Here is a 17,580-nt window from a genome sequence, read left to right as displayed (position 1 = left end):
TATTTCAATAAACAGGAAGGGAAATTTCTTTGGCAGGTTCCAGTTTACTCGCTTTGCTCGATGATATAGCCACCCTGCTGGATGATATTTCAGTCATGGGTAAAGTTGCCGCTAAGAAAACCGCCGGCGTATTAGGCGACGATTTGTCGCTGAATGCCCAGCAGGTGACGGGAGTCAAAGCCAATCGTGAGCTGCCTGTTGTGTGGGGCGTCGCTAAAGGTTCGCTGCTGAATAAAGTCATTCTGGTGCCTCTGGCGTTACTGATTTCAGCTTTTGCGCCCTGGCTGATTACGCCGTTACTGATGCTGGGCGGGGCCTACCTGAGCTATGAAGGTGTCGAGAAAATCGTTCACTGGCTGACGGCAGATAAACACCGTAAATCTCCCGAGGCCCGGCAGCAACGGTTACAAAAACTCAGCGAACAGGAAGCAGTCCGCTATGAAAAAGATAAAATCAAAGGTGCAGTACGTACCGATTTTATTTTATCGGCGGAGATCGTGGCGCTGACGTTGGGGATCGTCTCATCAGCACCTTTACTTAATCAGATTCTAATCCTGGCGGGGATTGCCGTGCTGGTGACCGTCGGGGTTTATGGCATTGTTGCCCTGATTGTCAAAATTGATGACCTGGGATTCTGGCTGCAAAAAAAACAGTCTTTCCTGGCCCGTAAAACAGGCGATGGTTTGTTGGTGCTGGCACCGTTACTGATGAAAGTGCTCTCTGTGGTGGGAACTCTGGCGATGTTTCTGGTCGGCGGCGGGATTGTGATTCATGGCATTCCCTGGTTGCATCATACCGTTGAGCAGCTCAGCGGTCACAGCAGCGGCCTGTTAGCCTCACTCACTGGCAGTATTGCAGCACCGTTGGTTATTGGTGCAGTGATTGGGTCGATTGTGCTGTGCCTGGTAAAACTGTTTGGAAAAATAACCGGTAAACAGGTATAACTGCCGTCAGGAATCAAGCAGCGGAGTAGATGATGAGCGACGATATTTTCGAATTTGATATTGATGCACAGCTGGCAGACGCAGAAGCTAAAGCTCAGGAAAAGGCCAGTGAAATCCCGGCTGACCTGAATGATGAAGCTGATTGCGAAGGCTGTAAAATCTGATTTGTGGTCGATGTCAGACACGTATAATCTAAGCAGGACAACCGAAGGGTTGTCCTGTTTTACTTTGGGTAACCGTATGCTGAATAATCAACAGGAGCAGAAAATGCAGGTCAATGAGTGGGTCAGTGTAAAAACCGACGGTGGTCCTCGCAGGACAGGTAAAGTCCTGGCGGTGGAATCATTCAGTGAAGGCGTGATGTTCCTGGTCGCTTTAGACGATTATCCACGGGGAGTCTGGTTTTTTAACGAAAATAACTCTCCGGACGGCATCTTTGTTGAACCGGTGGCCTTACACGGCTAATAAACTGTAGTCACTGTTTACTCAGATTCACTGGCTGCAGTTCAGTCCGTTAGTCAGAGTGTGGGTCAGCCTGAGCAGATGATGGATGACCTGTTTATTCTGAGTCTTAATTTTCTTCTTAATGTTCCCTTTATGTGCCGAGATAGTTTTGGTTTTAATCTGCATCAGATCGGCAATCCGCACGGTATCATAACCAGACATCCACATTCTCAGCATTTCATGTTCGGTACGGCTTAGTGCTACCGGGCCCGACAGTGGTGTAGCACTACGTCGTGGCTGAGCTTTCCCTCTCTTTATCAGATAGCTGTAGATCAGTCCTTCCAGCGTTGCCTTATCCAGTTGTTTAGTGGTGACAATGATATTCTCACGCAGGCGGAGATACTCGCTAAAATGCCCGTTAGACAGTGCCATAAATATAATGAAAGTGCTGTCAGGGTAACGGGAAAGTATTTGCTTAAATGCATCATTTTCATCACAGCTGTTGCCGAGGCAGTGTTCTGAAATAAAGACCAGGGCAGGGTTCACCCGCGCTAAAACCGCATTCAGTTGTTCAGGGGGTATCGGCTGGTCAAAATTGTGGCAGGTAACACCTTTAGATCCCAGATAATCGTTCAGAGCAGTTTGGGTAAAAAAACATGGATCCATAATAACACTTGTCATGCTGGCTGTTCCTGACCAAATAAAAACCTTACAGAATTACGAAATACAAAATACAAATCTGCCTTAATAGTCAGATGGAGTATCAGTATATAATTGAACAAAAAGCATCCAGTGTTTACTTAAGCGTTGTAGCAATATAGTTGTTAATTATTTTTTAAAAAACGAAAATTATTAATGAGATATCTTTTTCCGGATCGAATATACCCGGATAAAGGAACCGGTATCATGAGAAAAATCTCATTATTAATTTTATTTAATAATTGTCAGGCCGGACTATCACCCGGATTAACTGAGTAACAGTGTGGCCAGTTGTTCAAGCAGACCGCGAAACAGCTGGCTGGAGTAGGGGATAAACCAGGGGAGCAGTAAACGACAACTCAGTATGCCCACTAACAGCGTCATCGGGAAACCGACAACAAAAACCGATAGCTGAGGTGACATGCGGTTAAGTAGCCCGAGAGTTAGGTTTAGCGACAGCAACAGCATAATCAGTGGTAATGCCAGCCGTAATGCGCTGCTGAAAATCATTACAGCCAGCTGACACAAACGATTAAAGAAATCCGGCTGCCATCCTTCATGACCCACCGGCAGTGCTGTAAAGGTATCGGCGAGAATACTCAGTAACCACAAATGGCCGTCAGTGCTCAAAAACAGCAGCAGGGCAAGGGTATAAAAAATTCGGGCCAGTATTGACAGCGAACTGTGTGATGACGGGTCATAAAAGGATGCAAAAGATAACCCCATCTGCATACCGGCGATTTCTCCTGCCAGACGAACGGCTGCAAAAGCCAGCGTCATACCCCAGCCAAGGCCGGTGCCGATAAGCAGTTGCTGGCACAGAGTCAGTAATCCTTGCGGACTAAACAGTGAAATACCACTGGCAGGTAACAACGGGGTAAGTAGCACTGACAATGCCAGTGCCAGACCCGTTTTCACCCGGCTGTTGACCTGTTTATCTCCGAGCAACGGCGCTGTGCTGATGAGCGCCAGAATCCGACAAAAGGGCCAGAAATAATCACTAAACAGTACCGGTAACTGATTCAGGCTGCCAGAAATCATTAATGGTTACCCTGCGGCAAAGGCGACAGAGGCAAAGAGTGTGCGCATATATTCCAGCAGGCTGTTTAACATCCACGGGCCGGCAATCATCAGCGCCATAATAACCGCCAGAATTTTAGGAATAAATGACAGCGTCTGTTCGTTTATCTGGGTTGCTGCCTGTAGCAGACTGATCAATAGTCCGCTTAGCAGTGCTGCCAGCAACGGGGGAGAGGCCAGAGAAAGCGCAATTTTCATGGCACCCTGGCCAAGCGTCATGACAGATTCGGGAGACATGGTGAATTCCTTATTGCATTAAGCGGAGGATGTCAGTTACTGAACAAAACTCTGCGCCAGTGAGCCAATCAATACCTGCCAGCCGTTAGCCAGCACAAACAACATCAGCTTAAAGGGCAACGAAATGGTGGCAGGGGGAACCATCATCATACCGAGCGCCATCAGTACGCTGGCGACGACCAAATCGATAATCATAAAAGGAATAAATATCGTAAACCCTATACGGAACGCAGTTTTCAGTTCGCTGGTGATATAAGCAGGGATCAGTATTCTCATTGGTACATCTTCCGGACGTTGCAGGGCCGGATGATGTGCCAGCCTGACAAACAGGGCCAGATCAGACTGGCGGGTTTGCCTGAGCATAAATTTTGCCAACGGCTGGCTTCCCACTGCCAGCGCTTCTCCTGCCGGCATCTGATTTTCGCTAAACGGCAACCATGCCTGCTGATAAACCTGATCGAGAGTCGGTGACATAACAAACAGTGTCAGAAACAGTGCCAGTCCGAGCATGACCTGGTTTGGCGGGGCGGAAGGGGTCCCTAAGGCACTGCGCAGCAGCCCAAAAACAATGATAATGCGGGTGAAACTGGTCATCATTAGAAAAGCGGCCGGAAGCAGGGTCAGGGCACCGATAAAGATCAACGTCTGAACCGGCAAAGGCCAGTCCGGGCTGTTTGCGGTCAGTGACTGCAAAGGAATAGCCGCATGCCCGGCTGACGGCAGAAAACAGAGCAGTAACAGGCACCGTAGCAACAATTTCATGTTTTATTTTCCTCTCCCGGCCAGCAGGGATTGCAGCTGGCTGAGAAATGCCTGGCTGACCGGAGGACGGGATGGTTTGGTGTCAGTCGCTCCGCCAGCAGGCAGGGTATAAAGGTGGTTAATTTGCTGAGCAGTGACGCCCAATACCAGCCGGCAGTCAGAGAGATCCAAAATGACGATCCGCTGGTGCTGTCCTATCGCCAGACTGGCAGTTATCTGTAACTGCGGTTCAGTGCCACGGCCTGGCATATTCACTCTTTTGCAAAGCCAGCGCAGCACCAGTAGCAGTACCACGACCAGCACAACTGCACTGCCTGCCTGCCACAAACTGTTGAAAGGGAGGGTGCTGTCGGGAGGCAGCACTGCATCAGCTAACAGAATCGACATGGTCAGCGACTCAGACGACGCATACGTTCAGACGGAGTGATAATATCGGTGATCCTTACGCCGTATTTATCGTTGACCACTACCACTTCACCCTGCGCAATCAGGTAGTTATTGATCAGGATATCCAGTGGCTCACCGGCCAGCCCTTCCAGCGGCACAATCGATCCACGGGTCAGTCGTAGCAACTCTTTTATGGTCATCCTTGTCCGGCCCAGCTCCACGGTCAGACGTACCGGAATATCCATAATCAGGCTGACATCCTGCTCTTCGGACTGTACAGCGCTTTCCGGCATTTCAGAATTCAGTGATGGTTCGGCCTCCACTGCTCTGGCCTGCTGTTCAAGTGCCTCAGCCCATATATCGGTATTGGCATCGGAATCCGTGTTGTCTGAAGGTTGTGGTATATCACTCATCAGGCTGCTCCTCGTGCAAAGAGTGTAAGATCGGGTTGATCAGGCTTGCTACACGCAGCGCATACTGATCATTTAAAATGCCGTGTTCACCGGTGAAAACCGGCACGTTATCTACATGTACCGTCACCAGTTCGGGTTTATCCAGTGTCAGAACATCGCCGCTTTTGAGCGCAAGAATGCGCGACAAGGTCAGCGGGATATCTGCAAAATGGGCGGTAAGTTCCAGCGCGGAAAGCTGCACCTCTTTCACCAGCGTTTCGCGCCACTGATTGTCTTCCTGCTGAGAGTTTTCCAGCGGCGGATTGACCAGCAGTTCACGCAATGGCTCAATCATGGCGAAAGGAATACAGATGCTGAATTCACCCACCAGATTGCCAATTTCCACCTGAAATGCGGTATTTACCACGATGTCATTAGGTGAGGTGGTGATATTGGTAAATTTTACCTGCATCTCGGAACGAACAAATTCGATAGATAACGGATAAATCGCCTGCCAGGCTTCGCGGTAGCTCTCCAGTGCCAGTTTCATCATCCGGTGGATCACCCGCTGTTCGGTATTGGTAAATTCACGGCCTTCCACTTTGGTCGGGAAACGGCCATCACCGCCAAACAGATTATCCACAGCGATAAATACCAGGCTGGGAGAAAATACCAGTAAGGCTGTGCCGCGCAGCGGTTTAAGGTGAATCAGGTTCAGGTTAGTCGGCACCGGAAGATTTCTGGCAAACTCCTGATAGGGCTGAATATTGATCTGCCCGGCGCTGATATCGGGACTGCGACGCAACAGGTTAAATAAGCCCATCCGGAACTGTCTGGCGAAACGTTCATTAATAATCTCCAGCGCCTGCAAACGTTCACGGACGATGCGGCGCTGAGTGGCAGGATCATATGCTTTCACGGACTCGTCACCGGGTACCGGCCGGTCAGGGTTATCACTGTTAGCGTTGTCGCCATTCAGCAATTTGTCGATCTCCGCCTGAGAAAGAATGTTGTCAGCCATGGGGTTATCTCAGAATAAAGGTGGTAAACAACACATCGTCAATCTGCTGAGGCGGCTGGTTAGCGACGAATGGCGGCGTCAGTACGGTTTTAATTTTATCTGCCAGTTGTTGTTTACCTTGCTGAGTCGCCAGCTCCCGTTGATTCTGGGTGGTTAGTAGCAAAATCAAACGGCTGCGTACTTCCGGTAAATACTGGTTTAACCTTTCGCGGGTAGCTTCATCAGACAAACGCAGAGTGAAGGCAGCATAAAGTACCCGTTCATCATTATCGCCGTTGGCAGGCAGATTAACGGTGAAGGCTTCCAGAGGAAGAAATACCGGGTTGGCGGGCGGGCTCACTACCGGTGCAGCTGCTTCCGTTGCAGGCTTATCTTTCAGACTGCTTAGTTGCAGATAGCTGTAAGCAGCGGCCCCGCAGGCCGCCAGGGTGATCACGCAAAGAGTGACCGGAAGTAACAGCTTTTTCCCTGTTTTCTTTTTTGGCAAAGTAGTCATTGGTTAAATCAGTTCCTGTGATGAAAAACAGCATGTCCTGCTGCCTGAAATTATCCTGTGTTAATGACTGAACAATGGGCGGAAAAGAGCGTGTTTACGGGAGGAAATCGCCGTTAAGCACGAGCGGATCGCATGCCGTTGCTGCTGCCCGCTCGCCATTGTGCAGCTATGGAAAGCAGGCCCGTCAGGCAAACAGATTGACCCGACCGACAGGCACTGTCACAGAGGGCGTTCGTTCAACCGTGAGCAACATAGCGGAGGTCGGTGATTGCCCTGAAAAATGTTGCCCGGCTCCTGTGGTATCTTGCTGTTTCCCGCCAAAATTCCCGGAAGGGTTAAACATTGAGGAAGAAGAGTCATCGCTGCCGACATGGCTTTCCCCGAGACTGATACCGTTTTCGGCCAGCGCCGTTTTCAGATGTGGCATGGCAGCTTCAATGGCAGTACGAACCTGACTGTGACCGGAGATAAAACTCATCTCAGCCTGGTCGCTTTTGATCACCAGGGAGATTTTCAGGCTGCCAAGTTCCTGTGGATGCAGGCGTAGTTCGGCGCTCTGGATGCCTTTATGATGCATGATCAATATCTGCTGACTGAGTTGCTGTTGCCATTGCGGGCTATCAGGAGTGATAGTCGCTGCGGCTGGCGTAAGTTTTACTGCATCCCGTGGTAATGTCTCTGAACCCGCTGTCAGCAGCAGTGTGGTTTGAGGATGTGCCGGTTTTGCATCTGTGGTGGCTGGCCTTTGATGGCTGCTTTGCGCCACAGCAATTGTTACCGGTGCCCCGGCGGGATGGCGCACCAGCGGGTTTTGTTGTTCAGGGCTAGCCTGCGACGTGCTCCGTGATTGTTTTTCCGTCATTGCTGGTGCCGGGTTGTGCAGAGTTCGCGTCGCCGCCGGAGCATTTGTGTTTAAACCCTGCGGCTGTTGCTGTGACAACGCTGGTTGCAACCGGGCATCGCTGTGCTGTTGAAGCAGTAGATCCTCGCCTGATGCCAGGTGATTATTCATCTGAGACAGAACCGGGATATTGTCAGCACTCATCCCCGGTTTCCTCATCAGGCCCTCCTGAGTTCCGGCGAGCCCCCGGCTTTCTACCGGTAGCCTGAGCTGTGATGTCTGTACGGGAGAGAGCAGGGTGAATACCTGAGTGACGTTGTCATTTTTACCGGTGCCGGTTTCCTTTGGCCTGGTGCCAGGTACACGGGATTTTTTGTGGCCGGAGAGAGCTTCCTGCAAATGAGACTGTCCGTTAAACAGGGCTGTAAACAGCTGTTGTGCGGTCGTTTTGGGGCTATTTTTCCCCGCATTATACCCTGCGCCTTTTCCGGACAATTCTGGCGGCAGAATTAACCCTGACATAAAATATCTCCCCTGAAATGACGAGCGGAAAATTCATCCATTTGCTTTTGCTCGCGCCGGGCCGCTTCTACTCTGAGCCGAAGTTGCTGACGGTCAAGCAGGGTCTGTAATGCATTTTGCCGCTGCTTTTTTTTCTGCCAGTGGACTTTCGCCTGTGACAGTTGCTGTTCTCCCTGTTGTAAAATCTGTTGCTGCTGCTGGATTGCACGTTGCAGCGCAGGAATAAATTGCTGAAAGTCATCCCAGCGGTTCAGTGGCATGCCTGGCGTTACCTTGTGTAGCAAAGAGCATTGATAATCCTGACGATAACCAGTCAGTAGTTGTTGTTGCTGCAGGGCCTGTTGTCGGGCATGTTGCAATTGTCCGAGTTGTTTTGCTGCCCGGCCAGACTCTTCGCGGGCAAGTTCGCACAGAGTGGCAAGGACAGATGGCTGGTTCATAACAGTTCCTCCGGATGGCTAAACAAATGTTGTAACTGCTCACAGGCAGTTTCATAGTTGCACCGCTGATGAATACCCTGCTGCAAATAGGCCGTGATAGCCGGATACAGCTTTATCGCCTGATCGAGCAGAGGATCACTGCCTGCGACATAAGCCCCGACACTGATCAGATCATGGTTACGTTGCCAGGCGGAGAGCAGCTGTTTACAGTAGCGTGACTGCTGAAGTTGCGATTCACCGACTAACTCGAACATGACGCGGCTAATTGAAGCTTCAATATCAATTGCCGGATAATGCCCGGCCTCGGCCAGTTGGCGGGAAAGCACAATATGCCCGTCGAGTATGGCCCGTGCGGCATCGGCAATCGGATCCTGTTGATCATCACCTTCGGCCAGCACGGTATAAAAAGCAGTGACTGAACCCTCTCCGCTGTCTCCGTTACCCGCCCGTTCAACCAGTGCAGGCAAACGGGCAAATACCGAAGGTGGATAGCCCCGGGTGGCAGGTGGCTCGCCGATAGCCAGCGCAATTTCCCGTTGAGCCATGGCATAGCGTGTCAGAGAGTCCATAATCAGTAATACATGCTGACCCCGGTCACGAAAATCTTCGGCAATCCGGGTGGCGTAGGCGGCGCCCTGTAACCGTAGCAGGGGAGAAAGATCGGCCGGTGCAGCAATGACCACCGAACGTGCCAGCCCCTCGCTGCCGAGAATGTTTTCGATAAAATCTTTAACCTCACGCCCTCGTTCACCAATCAGTCCAACCACAATCACATCTGCATGGGTATAGCGAGCCATCATGCCGAGCAGAACACTCTTACCGACACCTGAACCGGCAAACAGCCCCATCCGCTGACCTCGTCCGACAGTCAGTAATCCGTTGATAGCGCGAATCCCGGTGTCCAGAACCTGCTTAATCGGGGTGCGTTGCAAAGGATTGACTGGCCGGCTGTTCAGGGAACCATAATCACAGTTGTGCGGCGCGGGCAGGTTATCCAGAGGTCTGCCACTGCTGTCCAGCACTCGTCCCAGTAATGACGGTCCGAGTGGTAACAGCTTTCCACCCTGGGCCACAGGATCAGCAGCGGCAGCAAACACCCTGGCTCCGGGTAACAGTCCATCAGTATTTTCCAGCGGCATCAGGAACAACTTTTTACCGCTAAAACCGACCACTTCAGTTTCTGCGGGTGGCTCCCCCTGACGTTCAACCAGACAGACTGCCCCCAGAGGCACAGCCAGCCCGGTAGCTTCCAGAACCAGCCCTGTGGCTCGTGTCAGACGCCCGTAACGGCGGAGTGCAGGAAGAGAGGTTAACGACGATTCGAACTGGTCAAGTTGATGCATCCAGCGGCCAAACGGCATATCCATCAGTAAACTCCCGTCTGTGCACGCTGGCATAACTCCAGCCAGCGGGTAGACATGCTGCAATCCAGCTCACCTTCTTCACCCTGCAGCAGGCAGTCACCAGGTTGCAGATGCGGATCGGCCTCAGCCTTCCAGCCTCTGGAACTTATCTGTCCGGAAAATAATTGCTCAGCCAGCGGCAGATCCTGAGGATGAACCCGCAATCGTGGGGTGCCAGTGAATAACGGATCTGCTGACAGCAGGCTGCGAATCTGTTCAGTCAGTTGGTGGCTGTCACACTTTATCGCCTCGCCGCTAATCTGTAGGGCGATTTGCAGGGCAAGCTGTAAAATGCGGCCAGTAATAACGCCGTCCAGAACCTGTAGTGAACGGTCAAAACTGTCAGCCAGCTGGGTGATATGTTGCTGCTGCGCCTGCTGCTGTTGTTCTGACTGGCGAATGGCAGCCTGCTGGCCTTCCTGAAAGCCAAGGGTCCGGCCATGCTGCTCGCCCTGATTAAGCCCCTGCTGATAACCTTCCTGCCAGCTTTGTTGGCGCTCCTGCTGGTTCAGGGCCTGGTGGTTGATGCTGTCACTCAACAGCGCGGCTTCCGCAACTGGCTGTACCACAGGAACCTCAGTCGGTTTAAAGTCTGTCGGCACAGCGTCGTCGGGTTCCTGACCGGGCAGGGCGCTGAACTGTTGTGGTTGCCATTTCTGCCAGTGTTCGGTTTCCTGCAACTCAGACGTAGGTCTCATCGGCTCCTCCTATGACAATATCGCCTGCTTCGGCCAGTCTTCTTACAATCAACAGAATCACTTTCTGTTCGGTTTCCACGGCGGACATACGTACCGGGCCACGGCTGCTTAAATCATCACGTAAAATATCGGCTGCCCGTGAGGACATATTTTTCAGGAATTTATCGCGCAGCGGCTGTTCGGAACCTTTCAGAGCCACCAGTAATTGTTCGGAATCGACTTCCTGTAACAGGCGCTGAATGCTGCGGTCATCCACATCCACCAGATTTTCGAACAGGAACATTTCATCAATAATTTTCTGTGCCAGTTCATTATCAAATTCACGTACGGCTTCGATAACCGACTCTTCCTGTTGTGATTTCATCAGGTTAAGTATCTCGGCGGCGGTCCGGACACCCCCCATTTTGGCCCGTTTAAGATTCTGGCCATCCAGCAGGTTGTTCAGTACTTCGGTCAGTTCAGCCAGTGCTGCCGGCTGAACACCGCCAAAGGTGGCAATCCTTAACATCACATCGTGGCGTAACCTGTCATCAAACAGAGCCAGGATGTCGGCGGCCTGTGAACGTTTCAGGTGCACCAGAATGGTGGCGATAATCTGCGGATGCTCCTCACGGATAAGGTCGGCCGCAGAAGGGGGATCCATCAGGTTCAAAGCATCCATGCCGGAAGTCGTATCCCGGGTATCCAGGATATCTTCCAGCAGGCTGCTGGCGCGTTCTTCACCCAGGGCTTTTACCAGCACGCTGCGCAAATAGTCGTTATTATTCATACTGAGCGCAGAATACTGTCCGGCGTCTTTTTCGAATTGCTGTAACACGCTGGTCAGTTGCTGGTGGGAAACCTGCTTCATGGTGGCCATCGCAGCACTCAGATGCTGTACTTCCCGTTGATTAAGGTGCCGGAAAACTTCGGCAGCCCGTTCTTCTCCCAGCGTCATCATCAGAATGGCGCTTTTGTCTATTCCGTTAAGAGTCATAGTTCACTGCCCATCCAGTCGCGGACTACCAGCGCAACCACCTGCGGATCGTTATCCGACATTTCGCGGATACGCTGGCTCAAAATTTCACTGTTAATTCGTTGCTGTGCCTTGCGGGCCGTTTCCTGTAACGCACTGTCATGGCTGGTTTGTTCCGCCACCGGTTGAGGTACTGGCTGCAACGCGGCTGCTTCTCTGGCGCGTTCTGCGTTTACACGGCGTTGTTCAAGCATCGGCCGTAATGTTTTGCGGTAGAGGATAAATGCCACGATGATGACTACCAGCCAGCGGCCTGCGGAGAGTAGCAAGGTGAAGAATTGCGGCGTTTTCCAGTAAGCCGGGCTGTTATCATTATCGGCAGCACTGAACGGGGTATTCACCAGATTGACAGAATCGCCGCGTTTTTCTGAAAAACCCATGGCTTCTTTGGTCAGTGCGGTAATCTGCTGCATCTGTTGTTCTGTCAGTGCCTGAGGTTTACCGTCATCTCCGCTGCTGTAATTCACCACCACAGCGACCGAGAGCCGTTTAATATCGCCGGTATTCAACTTTGTATGACGGATGGTCCGGTCCAGTTCATAGTTAGTGGTAGAATCCTGGTGCAACTGCTGATTCTGAGGTGGCTGGCCGGCAGGTTGTGTGGTTGTCACCGGGCGGCTGGCAGAGCGGGGGGCGGCTGTGCTTTGTGTCGTCGTCTGTGTTGCCGGTGGATTGACCGGAGCGGTTGCTACCGGGGTAGGCTGATTACTCAGTGCTCCGGGTACGCCTCCTGAGCCTATTCCGCCATACTGACGGCTGTCACTGGACTGTTGTGAACGGATAGCTTTGCTGGCCGGGTCATTGTTCGGGCTGTAATGCTCATCCGTTTGTTCCTGCTTATCAAAATTGATTTCTGCCGTTACCTGAGCGTGCACATTACCGCGACCGACCACGGGGCCGAGAATATCCTCAATTCGCTGCCGCATATTGCGTTCTATCTGCGCAGTGTATTTAAGCTGAGTGCTGTCCATTCCCTGACCTCCGGCGGCAGCGCTGGTCAGCAACGAACCGTCCTGGTCAACCACGGTGACATTACCCGGGGGCAGGCGGCTGACACTACTTGAAACCACATGCACGATGGCATTGACCTGGCCTTCATCCAGAGCACGCCCCGCTTGTAACTGCAAAGTGACAGATGCCGTCGGCAGTTGATTATCGCGGATAAATACCGAAGGTTTCGGGATGGCCAGATGAACCCGCGCAGTTTTGACTGCGCCAAGGCTTTCGATGGTTCTGGATAACTCGCCTTCCAGTGCCCGCTGATAGTTAATTTGTTCACTGAACTGACTGATGCCAAACTTTTCGTGATCCAGCAGTTCAAATCCGGCTGAACCGCCTCGTGGCAATCCTTGTTCCACCAGTTTCAGGCGAACTTCACCTGCCTGACCGACAGGGACCAGAATATTACCGCTGGCCTCTTCGAGCCGGTAGGGAACATTCATCTGGCTGAGGCGGCTGATGATACTGCCACCATCCTGTGCAGAGATATTGCTGTAGAGAATGGTGTAGTCCGGAGTTCTGGCCCACAGGACCAGGCCGACAATAATGGCTGCCGAAACAGCGGCGGCAAAAATCAGCGGAATCCCTGCGGAAGTCCGTAACTTGTTCAGCAATTGCTGTGCTTTGCCGGAAAACGTGGCTGAAATATCGGTAGGGCTGACTGTCATAGCGATACCCTGGTTGCCCGAAGCGAGCTAATTTTAATTAACAACACATGCTTCTCCTGAATAACGGGGTAAGGTTGCGGTAGAATAAAAGGCATTATTTACCCACCGCGGTAGAATGATGGGAGAAATAGCCGGTTTTTTCAGGGGTATATTTCCGCTTTATTATTTTCTGAATAAGGTAGCTTTAATGACCTGACTTTCAGTTACAGAGAACCCATTATGTTTTCATTAATTACACCGGTCACAGAACAAATGGCGGCGGTTGCCGATATGGCGGAGGGGCGTAAAGCCCCGGCCAGCCAGCAGGATGCCTTTGGGAGTGTATTTCATTCTGCACTTAATCAGCTTAACCAGCATGTGCAACAATCCGTATCGACATCGGAAAAATTTGAGGCAGGAGACAGTGATATTTCACTCAATGATGTGATGCTAAATATGCAAAAGGCAAGTCTCTCATTACAACTGGGGACGCAGGTCAGAAATAAACTGGTGAATGCTTATACCGACATCATGAATATGTCAGTGTAATATTTTAAAATTATCAGAGACTGACTGTAATAATAAAACTGATTTTAATAAAAATAATCTGCGCCGGAAATTGCCATTATCAGCGAACCGTATTTTATTGATACGATTCGCCTGATAACCGGGCAGGTCAGCGCTCAGTGGCATCGTTGATCACCGTGTTGTAGTCAACCGGTTTGGTTCGCCATAACCCTTTTCCGCCAGGGTAGACATATCCCCGCGGGGGAATTCACAGAAAACATTAGTATCCCACTGTCACAAAACCCTGTGAGCCCACTCATTTTTAGATACTGACGCAGTCTACCCTGCTTTCTGTCTCCCCGGCCGCTGACCCGGGCTCCGCCAGATTTAGTGATCTGTGTGCCGGGCCTGCCTGTAGCCTGTAAAGCTTCATAACCACGGTAACGCCAATCCGAAGACCCGGTGAAATGTAGTACGTTTTGCCAGTGCTTACCGGTAATACCTGACAGGTCAGATCAGGGCGGTTGTTTTCGACCATGTTAAGCAGTCACTGGCTGCAGAGACTTTTCTGTTTCAGATAATGACGTGATTTTTTTACAGATTTGCTGTCTCAGTGCTGATGCGGTGAATTAAATAGCGCCCACGACCGGTTTCAACGACATAACCCGGCAAGGCACCGGCTTTTGGTTTCGCTGCCGGGTAACAGGATTACACAGTTAAGTGGTTGGGTGTGGCTTCCCCCTGACAGTTTTTGGTTCCAGGATGTAGTTAACGTTATCTGAGGAGAAAGAGATGAAAAAGTTACTTTTGTTCACCGGACTATCTGCAGTGTTATTATCCGGATGTTCCGCCATTGGCAACAACAAAAACTCAACTGCAGCGGTCAACGGACTACAACTCGATAACAGCGGGCATTATCAGTATGTGAAAAACTATCCGGTCTCCGGCCAGGGCGTTCCTGGTGCGTTAAAGTTACAGCAGTGTTCGGTCGCAGTCGTATCCGGTGCTGAGGGTGGGAGCAACGGAACCATCACTGGCAGCCTGTATACAACCCGCGGAACAACTTCGTACCACATTACCTCGTTAGGCAACCCGGTGACCTTTGTGGTCGGTTATTCACTGAATCTGAGTACCAGCAGCAGTGGAGTACACTATGTGTTCAGTGATATCAGACAGGCTCAGAGCAACAACGGCTCGTTAACCGATACCGGTCCGTTAAGTTCATGGGTCGGGTCAAACCCTCAACAGACAGTGGCGGCGTTCACGCAGATTTCAGACCAGATCAATCACTGCCTGTCATCCTGATTTAGCCGAAGTCTGTAGCCAAATCGCTGATAAAACTTTGTGCCGGGACGGATAAATGCCCCGGTACTGCCTGCAGAATAATCACTCTGATGGCGAAGGCAGTTTAGTTCTGATAATTGGTAAATTTAAGAATCAATGGCTGTAAAAAAACCGCCCGGAAGGGCGGTTAGCTGTGACAGAATAGCAGGTCTGCTCAGGAAAATTACTTCGCGGCTGCCTGTTTAGCTGCATTAATCCAGCCATCAAATTCTGCCTGGTGCGCTTTAATCCAGCCATCAACCTGCGCCGAAACATCAGCAGCGCTATTTTCACCATTATGCATGCTGAGATTCTGACGGCTGATATCCTGAAGTGGAATTTTCATCAGAGTAAATAGTTTACGCGCTGCAGGATTTTTTTCTGCCCAGGCTTTGTTAGCAATAATGTTTTCAGTGTTAACACTGAAGCCATAATTTTTACCATTTGGTAATCGGGTGTCCTCTTTGGGCTGGCCAGCCGGGGAGGCAGAAAAAGGAACGGTCAGCCAGACAACATCTTTGCCAGGTTTTAATACAAAACTGACCCAGTAAGGTGTCCAGGTATAATATAATACTGGTTTTCCGGCTTTATAGCGTGAAATAACATCCGCTATCATTGCCGAATAACTCCCCTGGTTTTGTTCGACAGTATTTGTCAGCCCGTAAGCTTTGATCTGGGCATCAATTACTTTACCGCATGCCCAGCCAGGCTCACAACCGGTAAGCCCGGCTTTGCCGTCACCGGTATTATCAAACAGTCTGGCAATTTTCGGGTCTTTCAGTTGGGAGATATCAGTAATATGGTATTTATCAGCCGTTTTTTTATCAATTAAATAACCCTGTGCAGCTCCGGTGATATAGGGTCCGGCACGGAAAAAGCTTTTGTCGCCGCCTGCAGCCTGATACATCGCGGACTGAAGTGGTTCCCAGTCAACAGCCGAGAAAGTGGCGTCGCCTCTGGCAATAGACGCATAAGCAACACTGTAATCCACTTCCTGAGTGGGTTTCACGTCGTATCCCAGTTTTGCCAGTGCACGGTTCACTAATTCAGTCTGGAAAGATTCCTCAGCCAGCGGGCTTTTCACTGCCTGAACAGATATTCCTTTGCCTGGCTGGTCCTGTGCAGCGACACTACCGCAAAACGAAAATAGTAATGCAGGGAGAATTATTTTTTTATTCACATGTGGCTCCTGTTGTTCAGTTATTTTAAAACTAACAACAGCGGGATCATAAATCAAATTTAATTCTCGCTGATGAATTATCAGAATAATCTTCTGAATTCATTCGAAGTATCGTGTTTTTTTGATTCTGAAATATTCAGCTGAAAGCAGGGTGGGTGACGGGCTGTTATTTGCTCTGAATTCTTTAGATTGAGCGGCGAATATGCTTGCCTGACACCGGTGAAAATATTTCTCTGCAATAGTCCCATTTTATCTGATTTGTGTTTAGAATAATTCGTGTTCAGCAGATAGCCAAAATTCCCCGCAGCTCCGTGTATACCAGCCTCTCAGCAGATAGCTGGCTGAGATTATCAGTACACTATAGTGAGCATAAAATCCCCGTGTTCAGAAACGTTGTTTATGAATGTCATTCATAGCGCTAATGATTTTTTAGTGCATTATTTTTCATGCGGTTTCAGATTATGATTATCGCTTACTGTCGCTGTTATTTAAGCCCGAATAATGCCCCGGTAAGGAATAGTCCTTTGGCACAAAATTCTGCAAGGAAATCTCTTCATAATAATCACATCTGCTGATGAGGAAAATATGGACAGAAAACAACAACTGATTCTGACATTAACTCACTGGATCGATGACAACATCCATCTGCCACTTAAAATAGAGCAGGTTGCCGAGCGTTCAGGCTATTCGCGCTGGCATCTGCAGCGTATGTTTTACCAGGTGATGAAACAGAGCCTGGGCAAATATATTCGTGAAAAAAAACTGATGAGGGCGGCAGAAGATTTGCGAAACAGCAACGAGACCGTGATGGAAATTTCACTGAGATATGGTTTTGAATCTCAACAATCGTTTACCCGTTCGTTCTCAGGAAAATATCATCTGCCTCCGGCAGCCTTCAGAAGGATCGCTTCCTGTGAGTCAATGCCCGACGGCTATACCAGCAACAATGAAGGCGCTACAGGCTAGCCCCAGATCATCGCTGCCCAGCGCAGCAGTAATAAGCCCAGACAGATAAGTACCAGAACAAGGATCATCTTTCCGTATTTTTTACCAATAACCTTAGCCATTTAGCTTTTCCTGGATTGTCATTCCCCGCAGAGGCCACATTATCAGACCCGCTGGCAGCTGGCAATCTGCCACCGGTTGCGGTCTGAATGACTTGCGGAGAGTGAGGATTATCGGATCAGAGTTCGTTTTTAATACAAAATTCTTCCCATGTCATGCCGAGGGCACTGGCATGAGATTTTAAATAGTTTTCAATCGCTTCCGCTGCCACCTGTCTGTCGGATTCTGCCAGCTGGATAGAGAAAATAATCCCATCCAGTTTTTTCTGACGCAAAAACGCAGCGTAGATACGCTCAGCCTGCATTTCTCTGCATTGTTGCAAAGTCATTCCTGCCAGTTGTGCATCAGTTTCACTGATCTCGTCCAGCGCCGCGCTAAAAGAGGGATGGGCAGAAAAAAACATGTCACGGGCAATGGCATAATATTGTTCAGGAGTTTTCATCGTGGTTCAGGTTTCAATAAAATCATCGCCGGATTG

Annotated in this window: 23 protein-coding genes; 6 read left to right on the top strand and 17 right to left on the bottom strand. The window is 50.3% G+C overall.

Annotation, left to right across the window (positions count from 1 at the left end; genetic code table 11):
* Nucleotides 1-29: 29 nt before the first annotated feature.
* The 3 genes from A7K98_RS11230 to dsrB all read left to right on the top strand — a co-directional run bounded on the left by A7K98_RS11230 (nucleotide 30) and on the right by dsrB (nucleotide 1,409).
* On the top strand, nucleotides 30-944 hold the full coding sequence (locus tag A7K98_RS11230) for a DUF808 family protein (protein WP_087488638.1): 915 nt from the start codon (nucleotides 30-32) through the stop codon (nucleotides 942-944).
* Nucleotides 945-973: 29 nt separating this feature from the next.
* The gene (locus tag A7K98_RS21660; protein WP_257789955.1) at nucleotides 974-1,108 is read left to right on the top strand and encodes a hypothetical protein; all 135 of its coding nucleotides are present in this window, start codon (nucleotides 974-976) and stop codon (nucleotides 1,106-1,108) included.
* A 103-nt stretch (nucleotides 1,109-1,211) separates the two neighbouring features.
* Nucleotides 1,212-1,409, top strand: coding sequence for a protein DsrB (gene dsrB / locus A7K98_RS11225; protein WP_169715414.1), 198 nt, complete (start codon nucleotides 1,212-1,214; stop codon nucleotides 1,407-1,409).
* Between the two features lie 27 nt (nucleotides 1,410-1,436).
* Here the strand turns inward: dsrB and rcsA are convergent, their stop codons facing one another.
* From rcsA to fliF, 14 genes are all read right to left on the bottom strand, one after another.
* Nucleotides 1,437-2,069, bottom strand: a complete 633-nt coding sequence (rcsA, locus tag A7K98_RS11220) for a transcriptional regulator RcsA (protein WP_087488637.1) — start codon at nucleotides 2,067-2,069, stop codon at nucleotides 1,437-1,439.
* Between the two features lie 285 nt (nucleotides 2,070-2,354).
* Nucleotides 2,355-3,128 carry a flagellar biosynthetic protein FliR gene (gene fliR / locus A7K98_RS11215; RefSeq protein WP_087488636.1) on the bottom strand — a complete coding sequence of 258 codons (774 nt, stop codon included), beginning with the start codon at nucleotides 3,126-3,128 and terminating at the stop codon, nucleotides 2,355-2,357.
* 6 nt (nucleotides 3,129-3,134) lie between these two features.
* On the bottom strand, nucleotides 3,135-3,404 hold the full coding sequence (gene fliQ / locus A7K98_RS11210; protein WP_087488635.1) for a flagellar biosynthesis protein FliQ: 270 nt from the start codon (nucleotides 3,402-3,404) through the stop codon (nucleotides 3,135-3,137).
* Nucleotides 3,405-3,440: 36 nt separating this feature from the next.
* Nucleotides 3,441-4,166 (bottom strand): flagellar type III secretion system pore protein FliP, encoded by a 726-nt coding sequence (gene fliP / locus A7K98_RS11205; RefSeq protein WP_087488634.1) that lies wholly within the window; start codon nucleotides 4,164-4,166, stop codon nucleotides 3,441-3,443.
* A gap of 3 nt (nucleotides 4,167-4,169) precedes the next feature.
* Nucleotides 4,170-4,553, bottom strand: a complete 384-nt coding sequence (gene fliO / locus A7K98_RS11200; protein ID WP_087488633.1) for a flagellar biosynthetic protein FliO — start codon at nucleotides 4,551-4,553, stop codon at nucleotides 4,170-4,172.
* 2 nt (nucleotides 4,554-4,555) lie between these two features.
* Nucleotides 4,556-4,966 carry a flagellar motor switch protein FliN gene (fliN, locus tag A7K98_RS11195; protein WP_087488632.1) on the bottom strand — a complete coding sequence of 137 codons (411 nt, stop codon included), beginning with the start codon at nucleotides 4,964-4,966 and terminating at the stop codon, nucleotides 4,556-4,558.
* The gene (gene fliM / locus A7K98_RS11190; protein ID WP_087488631.1) at nucleotides 4,959-5,966 is read right to left on the bottom strand and encodes a flagellar motor switch protein FliM; all 1,008 of its coding nucleotides are present in this window, start codon (nucleotides 5,964-5,966) and stop codon (nucleotides 4,959-4,961) included. The genes fliN and fliM overlap by 8 nt, the downstream gene beginning before the upstream one ends.
* A gap of 4 nt (nucleotides 5,967-5,970) precedes the next feature.
* The gene (gene fliL / locus A7K98_RS11185) at nucleotides 5,971-6,462 is read right to left on the bottom strand and encodes a flagellar basal body-associated protein FliL (RefSeq protein WP_087488630.1); all 492 of its coding nucleotides are present in this window, start codon (nucleotides 6,460-6,462) and stop codon (nucleotides 5,971-5,973) included.
* A gap of 184 nt (nucleotides 6,463-6,646) precedes the next feature.
* The gene (locus A7K98_RS11180; protein ID WP_087488629.1) at nucleotides 6,647-7,825 is read right to left on the bottom strand and encodes a flagellar hook-length control protein FliK; all 1,179 of its coding nucleotides are present in this window, start codon (nucleotides 7,823-7,825) and stop codon (nucleotides 6,647-6,649) included.
* Nucleotides 7,813-8,265, bottom strand: a complete 453-nt coding sequence (gene fliJ, locus A7K98_RS11175; protein WP_087488628.1) for a flagellar export protein FliJ — start codon at nucleotides 8,263-8,265, stop codon at nucleotides 7,813-7,815. The genes A7K98_RS11180 and fliJ overlap by 13 nt, the downstream gene beginning before the upstream one ends.
* A complete protein-coding gene (gene fliI / locus A7K98_RS11170) occupies nucleotides 8,262-9,632 on the bottom strand; it encodes a flagellar protein export ATPase FliI (RefSeq protein ID WP_087488627.1) in 1,371 nt (456 codons plus the stop codon). Before fliI ends, fliJ begins: the two co-directional genes overlap by 4 nt.
* Nucleotides 9,632-10,366, bottom strand: a complete 735-nt coding sequence (locus A7K98_RS11165; RefSeq protein WP_087488626.1) for a flagellar assembly protein FliH — start codon at nucleotides 10,364-10,366, stop codon at nucleotides 9,632-9,634. Before A7K98_RS11165 ends, fliI begins: the two co-directional genes overlap by 1 nt.
* Entirely contained in the window at nucleotides 10,350-11,342 is a 993-nt protein-coding gene (gene fliG, locus A7K98_RS11160; RefSeq protein WP_087488625.1) for a flagellar motor switch protein FliG, read from the bottom strand. The genes A7K98_RS11165 and fliG overlap by 17 nt, the downstream gene beginning before the upstream one ends.
* Nucleotides 11,339-13,048 (bottom strand): flagellar basal-body MS-ring/collar protein FliF, encoded by a 1,710-nt coding sequence (fliF, locus tag A7K98_RS11155; RefSeq protein ID WP_087488624.1) that lies wholly within the window; start codon nucleotides 13,046-13,048, stop codon nucleotides 11,339-11,341. The genes fliG and fliF overlap by 4 nt, the downstream gene beginning before the upstream one ends.
* A gap of 219 nt (nucleotides 13,049-13,267) precedes the next feature.
* Here fliF and fliE point away from each other — a divergent pair, with 219 nt between their 5' ends.
* Complete coding sequence (gene fliE / locus A7K98_RS11150; protein ID WP_087488623.1) at nucleotides 13,268-13,576, top strand: flagellar hook-basal body complex protein FliE; 309 nt, start codon at nucleotides 13,268-13,270, stop codon at nucleotides 13,574-13,576.
* A 750-nt stretch (nucleotides 13,577-14,326) separates the two neighbouring features.
* Nucleotides 14,327-14,839 carry a hypothetical protein gene (locus A7K98_RS11140; RefSeq protein WP_087488621.1) on the top strand — a complete coding sequence of 171 codons (513 nt, stop codon included), beginning with the start codon at nucleotides 14,327-14,329 and terminating at the stop codon, nucleotides 14,837-14,839.
* A 202-nt stretch (nucleotides 14,840-15,041) separates the two neighbouring features.
* Here the strand turns inward: A7K98_RS11140 and proX are convergent, their stop codons facing one another.
* Complete coding sequence (proX, locus tag A7K98_RS11135; protein ID WP_087488620.1) at nucleotides 15,042-16,037, bottom strand: glycine betaine/L-proline ABC transporter substrate-binding protein ProX; 996 nt, start codon at nucleotides 16,035-16,037, stop codon at nucleotides 15,042-15,044.
* A gap of 585 nt (nucleotides 16,038-16,622) precedes the next feature.
* Between proX and A7K98_RS11130 the strand changes: the two genes are divergently transcribed.
* Nucleotides 16,623-17,003: a helix-turn-helix domain-containing protein gene (locus A7K98_RS11130; protein ID WP_087488619.1), complete on the top strand. Its 381-nt coding sequence runs from the start codon at nucleotides 16,623-16,625 to the stop codon at nucleotides 17,001-17,003.
* On the opposite strand, the gene yniD is transcribed toward A7K98_RS11130, so the two are convergent.
* Nucleotides 17,000-17,104, bottom strand: coding sequence for a small membrane protein YniD (gene yniD / locus A7K98_RS21570; RefSeq protein ID WP_232461527.1), 105 nt, complete (start codon nucleotides 17,102-17,104; stop codon nucleotides 17,000-17,002). The genes A7K98_RS11130 and yniD overlap by 4 nt on opposite strands.
* A gap of 116 nt (nucleotides 17,105-17,220) precedes the next feature.
* Complete coding sequence (locus A7K98_RS11125) at nucleotides 17,221-17,544, bottom strand: DUF6388 family protein (protein WP_087488618.1); 324 nt, start codon at nucleotides 17,542-17,544, stop codon at nucleotides 17,221-17,223.
* Nucleotides 17,545-17,580 lie beyond the last annotated feature (36 nt).

It is taken from the genome of Tatumella citrea, assembly GCF_002163585.1.
Taxonomy (GTDB): domain Bacteria; phylum Pseudomonadota; class Gammaproteobacteria; order Enterobacterales; family Enterobacteriaceae; genus Tatumella; species Tatumella citrea.
Note: the sequence above shows the minus strand (reverse complement) of the source record. Positions and strands in the feature narration are given on the sequence as shown.

What these genes read in the sequence shown, in the direction of transcription:
- fliP (WP_087488634.1), bottom strand. Translation starts at nt 4,166, where the DNA reads ATGAAATTGTTGCTACGGTGCCTGTTACTGCTCTGTTTTCTGCCGTCA.
- yniD (WP_232461527.1), bottom strand. Translation starts at nt 17,104, where the DNA reads ATGGCTAAGGTTATTGGTAAAAAATACGGAAAGATGATCCTTGTTCTG.
- fliQ (WP_087488635.1), bottom strand. Translation starts at nt 3,404, where the DNA reads ATGTCTCCCGAATCTGTCATGACGCTTGGCCAGGGTGCCATGAAAATT.
- fliJ (WP_087488628.1), bottom strand. Translation starts at nt 8,265, where the DNA reads ATGAACCAGCCATCTGTCCTTGCCACTCTGTGCGAACTTGCCCGCGAA.
- fliF (WP_087488624.1), bottom strand. Translation starts at nt 13,048, where the DNA reads ATGACAGTCAGCCCTACCGATATTTCAGCCACGTTTTCCGGCAAAGCA.
- fliI (WP_087488627.1), bottom strand. Translation starts at nt 9,632, where the DNA reads ATGGATATGCCGTTTGGCCGCTGGATGCATCAACTTGACCAGTTCGAA.
- fliG (WP_087488625.1), bottom strand. Translation starts at nt 11,342, where the DNA reads ATGACTCTTAACGGAATAGACAAAAGCGCCATTCTGATGATGACGCTG.
- fliM (WP_087488631.1), bottom strand. Translation starts at nt 5,966, where the DNA reads ATGGCTGACAACATTCTTTCTCAGGCGGAGATCGACAAATTGCTGAAT.
- rcsA (WP_087488637.1), bottom strand. Translation starts at nt 2,069, where the DNA reads ATGACAAGTGTTATTATGGATCCATGTTTTTTTACCCAAACTGCTCTG.
- fliO (WP_087488633.1), bottom strand. Translation starts at nt 4,553, where the DNA reads ATGTCGATTCTGTTAGCTGATGCAGTGCTGCCTCCCGACAGCACCCTC.
- A7K98_RS11130 (WP_087488619.1), top strand. Translation starts at nt 16,623, where the DNA reads ATGGACAGAAAACAACAACTGATTCTGACATTAACTCACTGGATCGAT.
- A7K98_RS11140 (WP_087488621.1), top strand. Translation starts at nt 14,327, where the DNA reads ATGAAAAAGTTACTTTTGTTCACCGGACTATCTGCAGTGTTATTATCC.
- dsrB (WP_169715414.1), top strand. Translation starts at nt 1,212, where the DNA reads ATGCAGGTCAATGAGTGGGTCAGTGTAAAAACCGACGGTGGTCCTCGC.
- fliR (WP_087488636.1), bottom strand. Translation starts at nt 3,128, where the DNA reads ATGATTTCTGGCAGCCTGAATCAGTTACCGGTACTGTTTAGTGATTAT.
- fliE (WP_087488623.1), top strand. Translation starts at nt 13,268, where the DNA reads ATGTTTTCATTAATTACACCGGTCACAGAACAAATGGCGGCGGTTGCC.
- fliL (WP_087488630.1), bottom strand. Translation starts at nt 6,462, where the DNA reads ATGACTACTTTGCCAAAAAAGAAAACAGGGAAAAAGCTGTTACTTCCG.
- A7K98_RS11125 (WP_087488618.1), bottom strand. Translation starts at nt 17,544, where the DNA reads ATGAAAACTCCTGAACAATATTATGCCATTGCCCGTGACATGTTTTTT.
- fliN (WP_087488632.1), bottom strand. Translation starts at nt 4,966, where the DNA reads ATGAGTGATATACCACAACCTTCAGACAACACGGATTCCGATGCCAAT.
- A7K98_RS11180 (WP_087488629.1), bottom strand. Translation starts at nt 7,825, where the DNA reads ATGTCAGGGTTAATTCTGCCGCCAGAATTGTCCGGAAAAGGCGCAGGG.
- A7K98_RS21660 (WP_257789955.1), top strand. Translation starts at nt 974, where the DNA reads ATGATGAGCGACGATATTTTCGAATTTGATATTGATGCACAGCTGGCA.
- A7K98_RS11165 (WP_087488626.1), bottom strand. Translation starts at nt 10,366, where the DNA reads ATGAGACCTACGTCTGAGTTGCAGGAAACCGAACACTGGCAGAAATGG.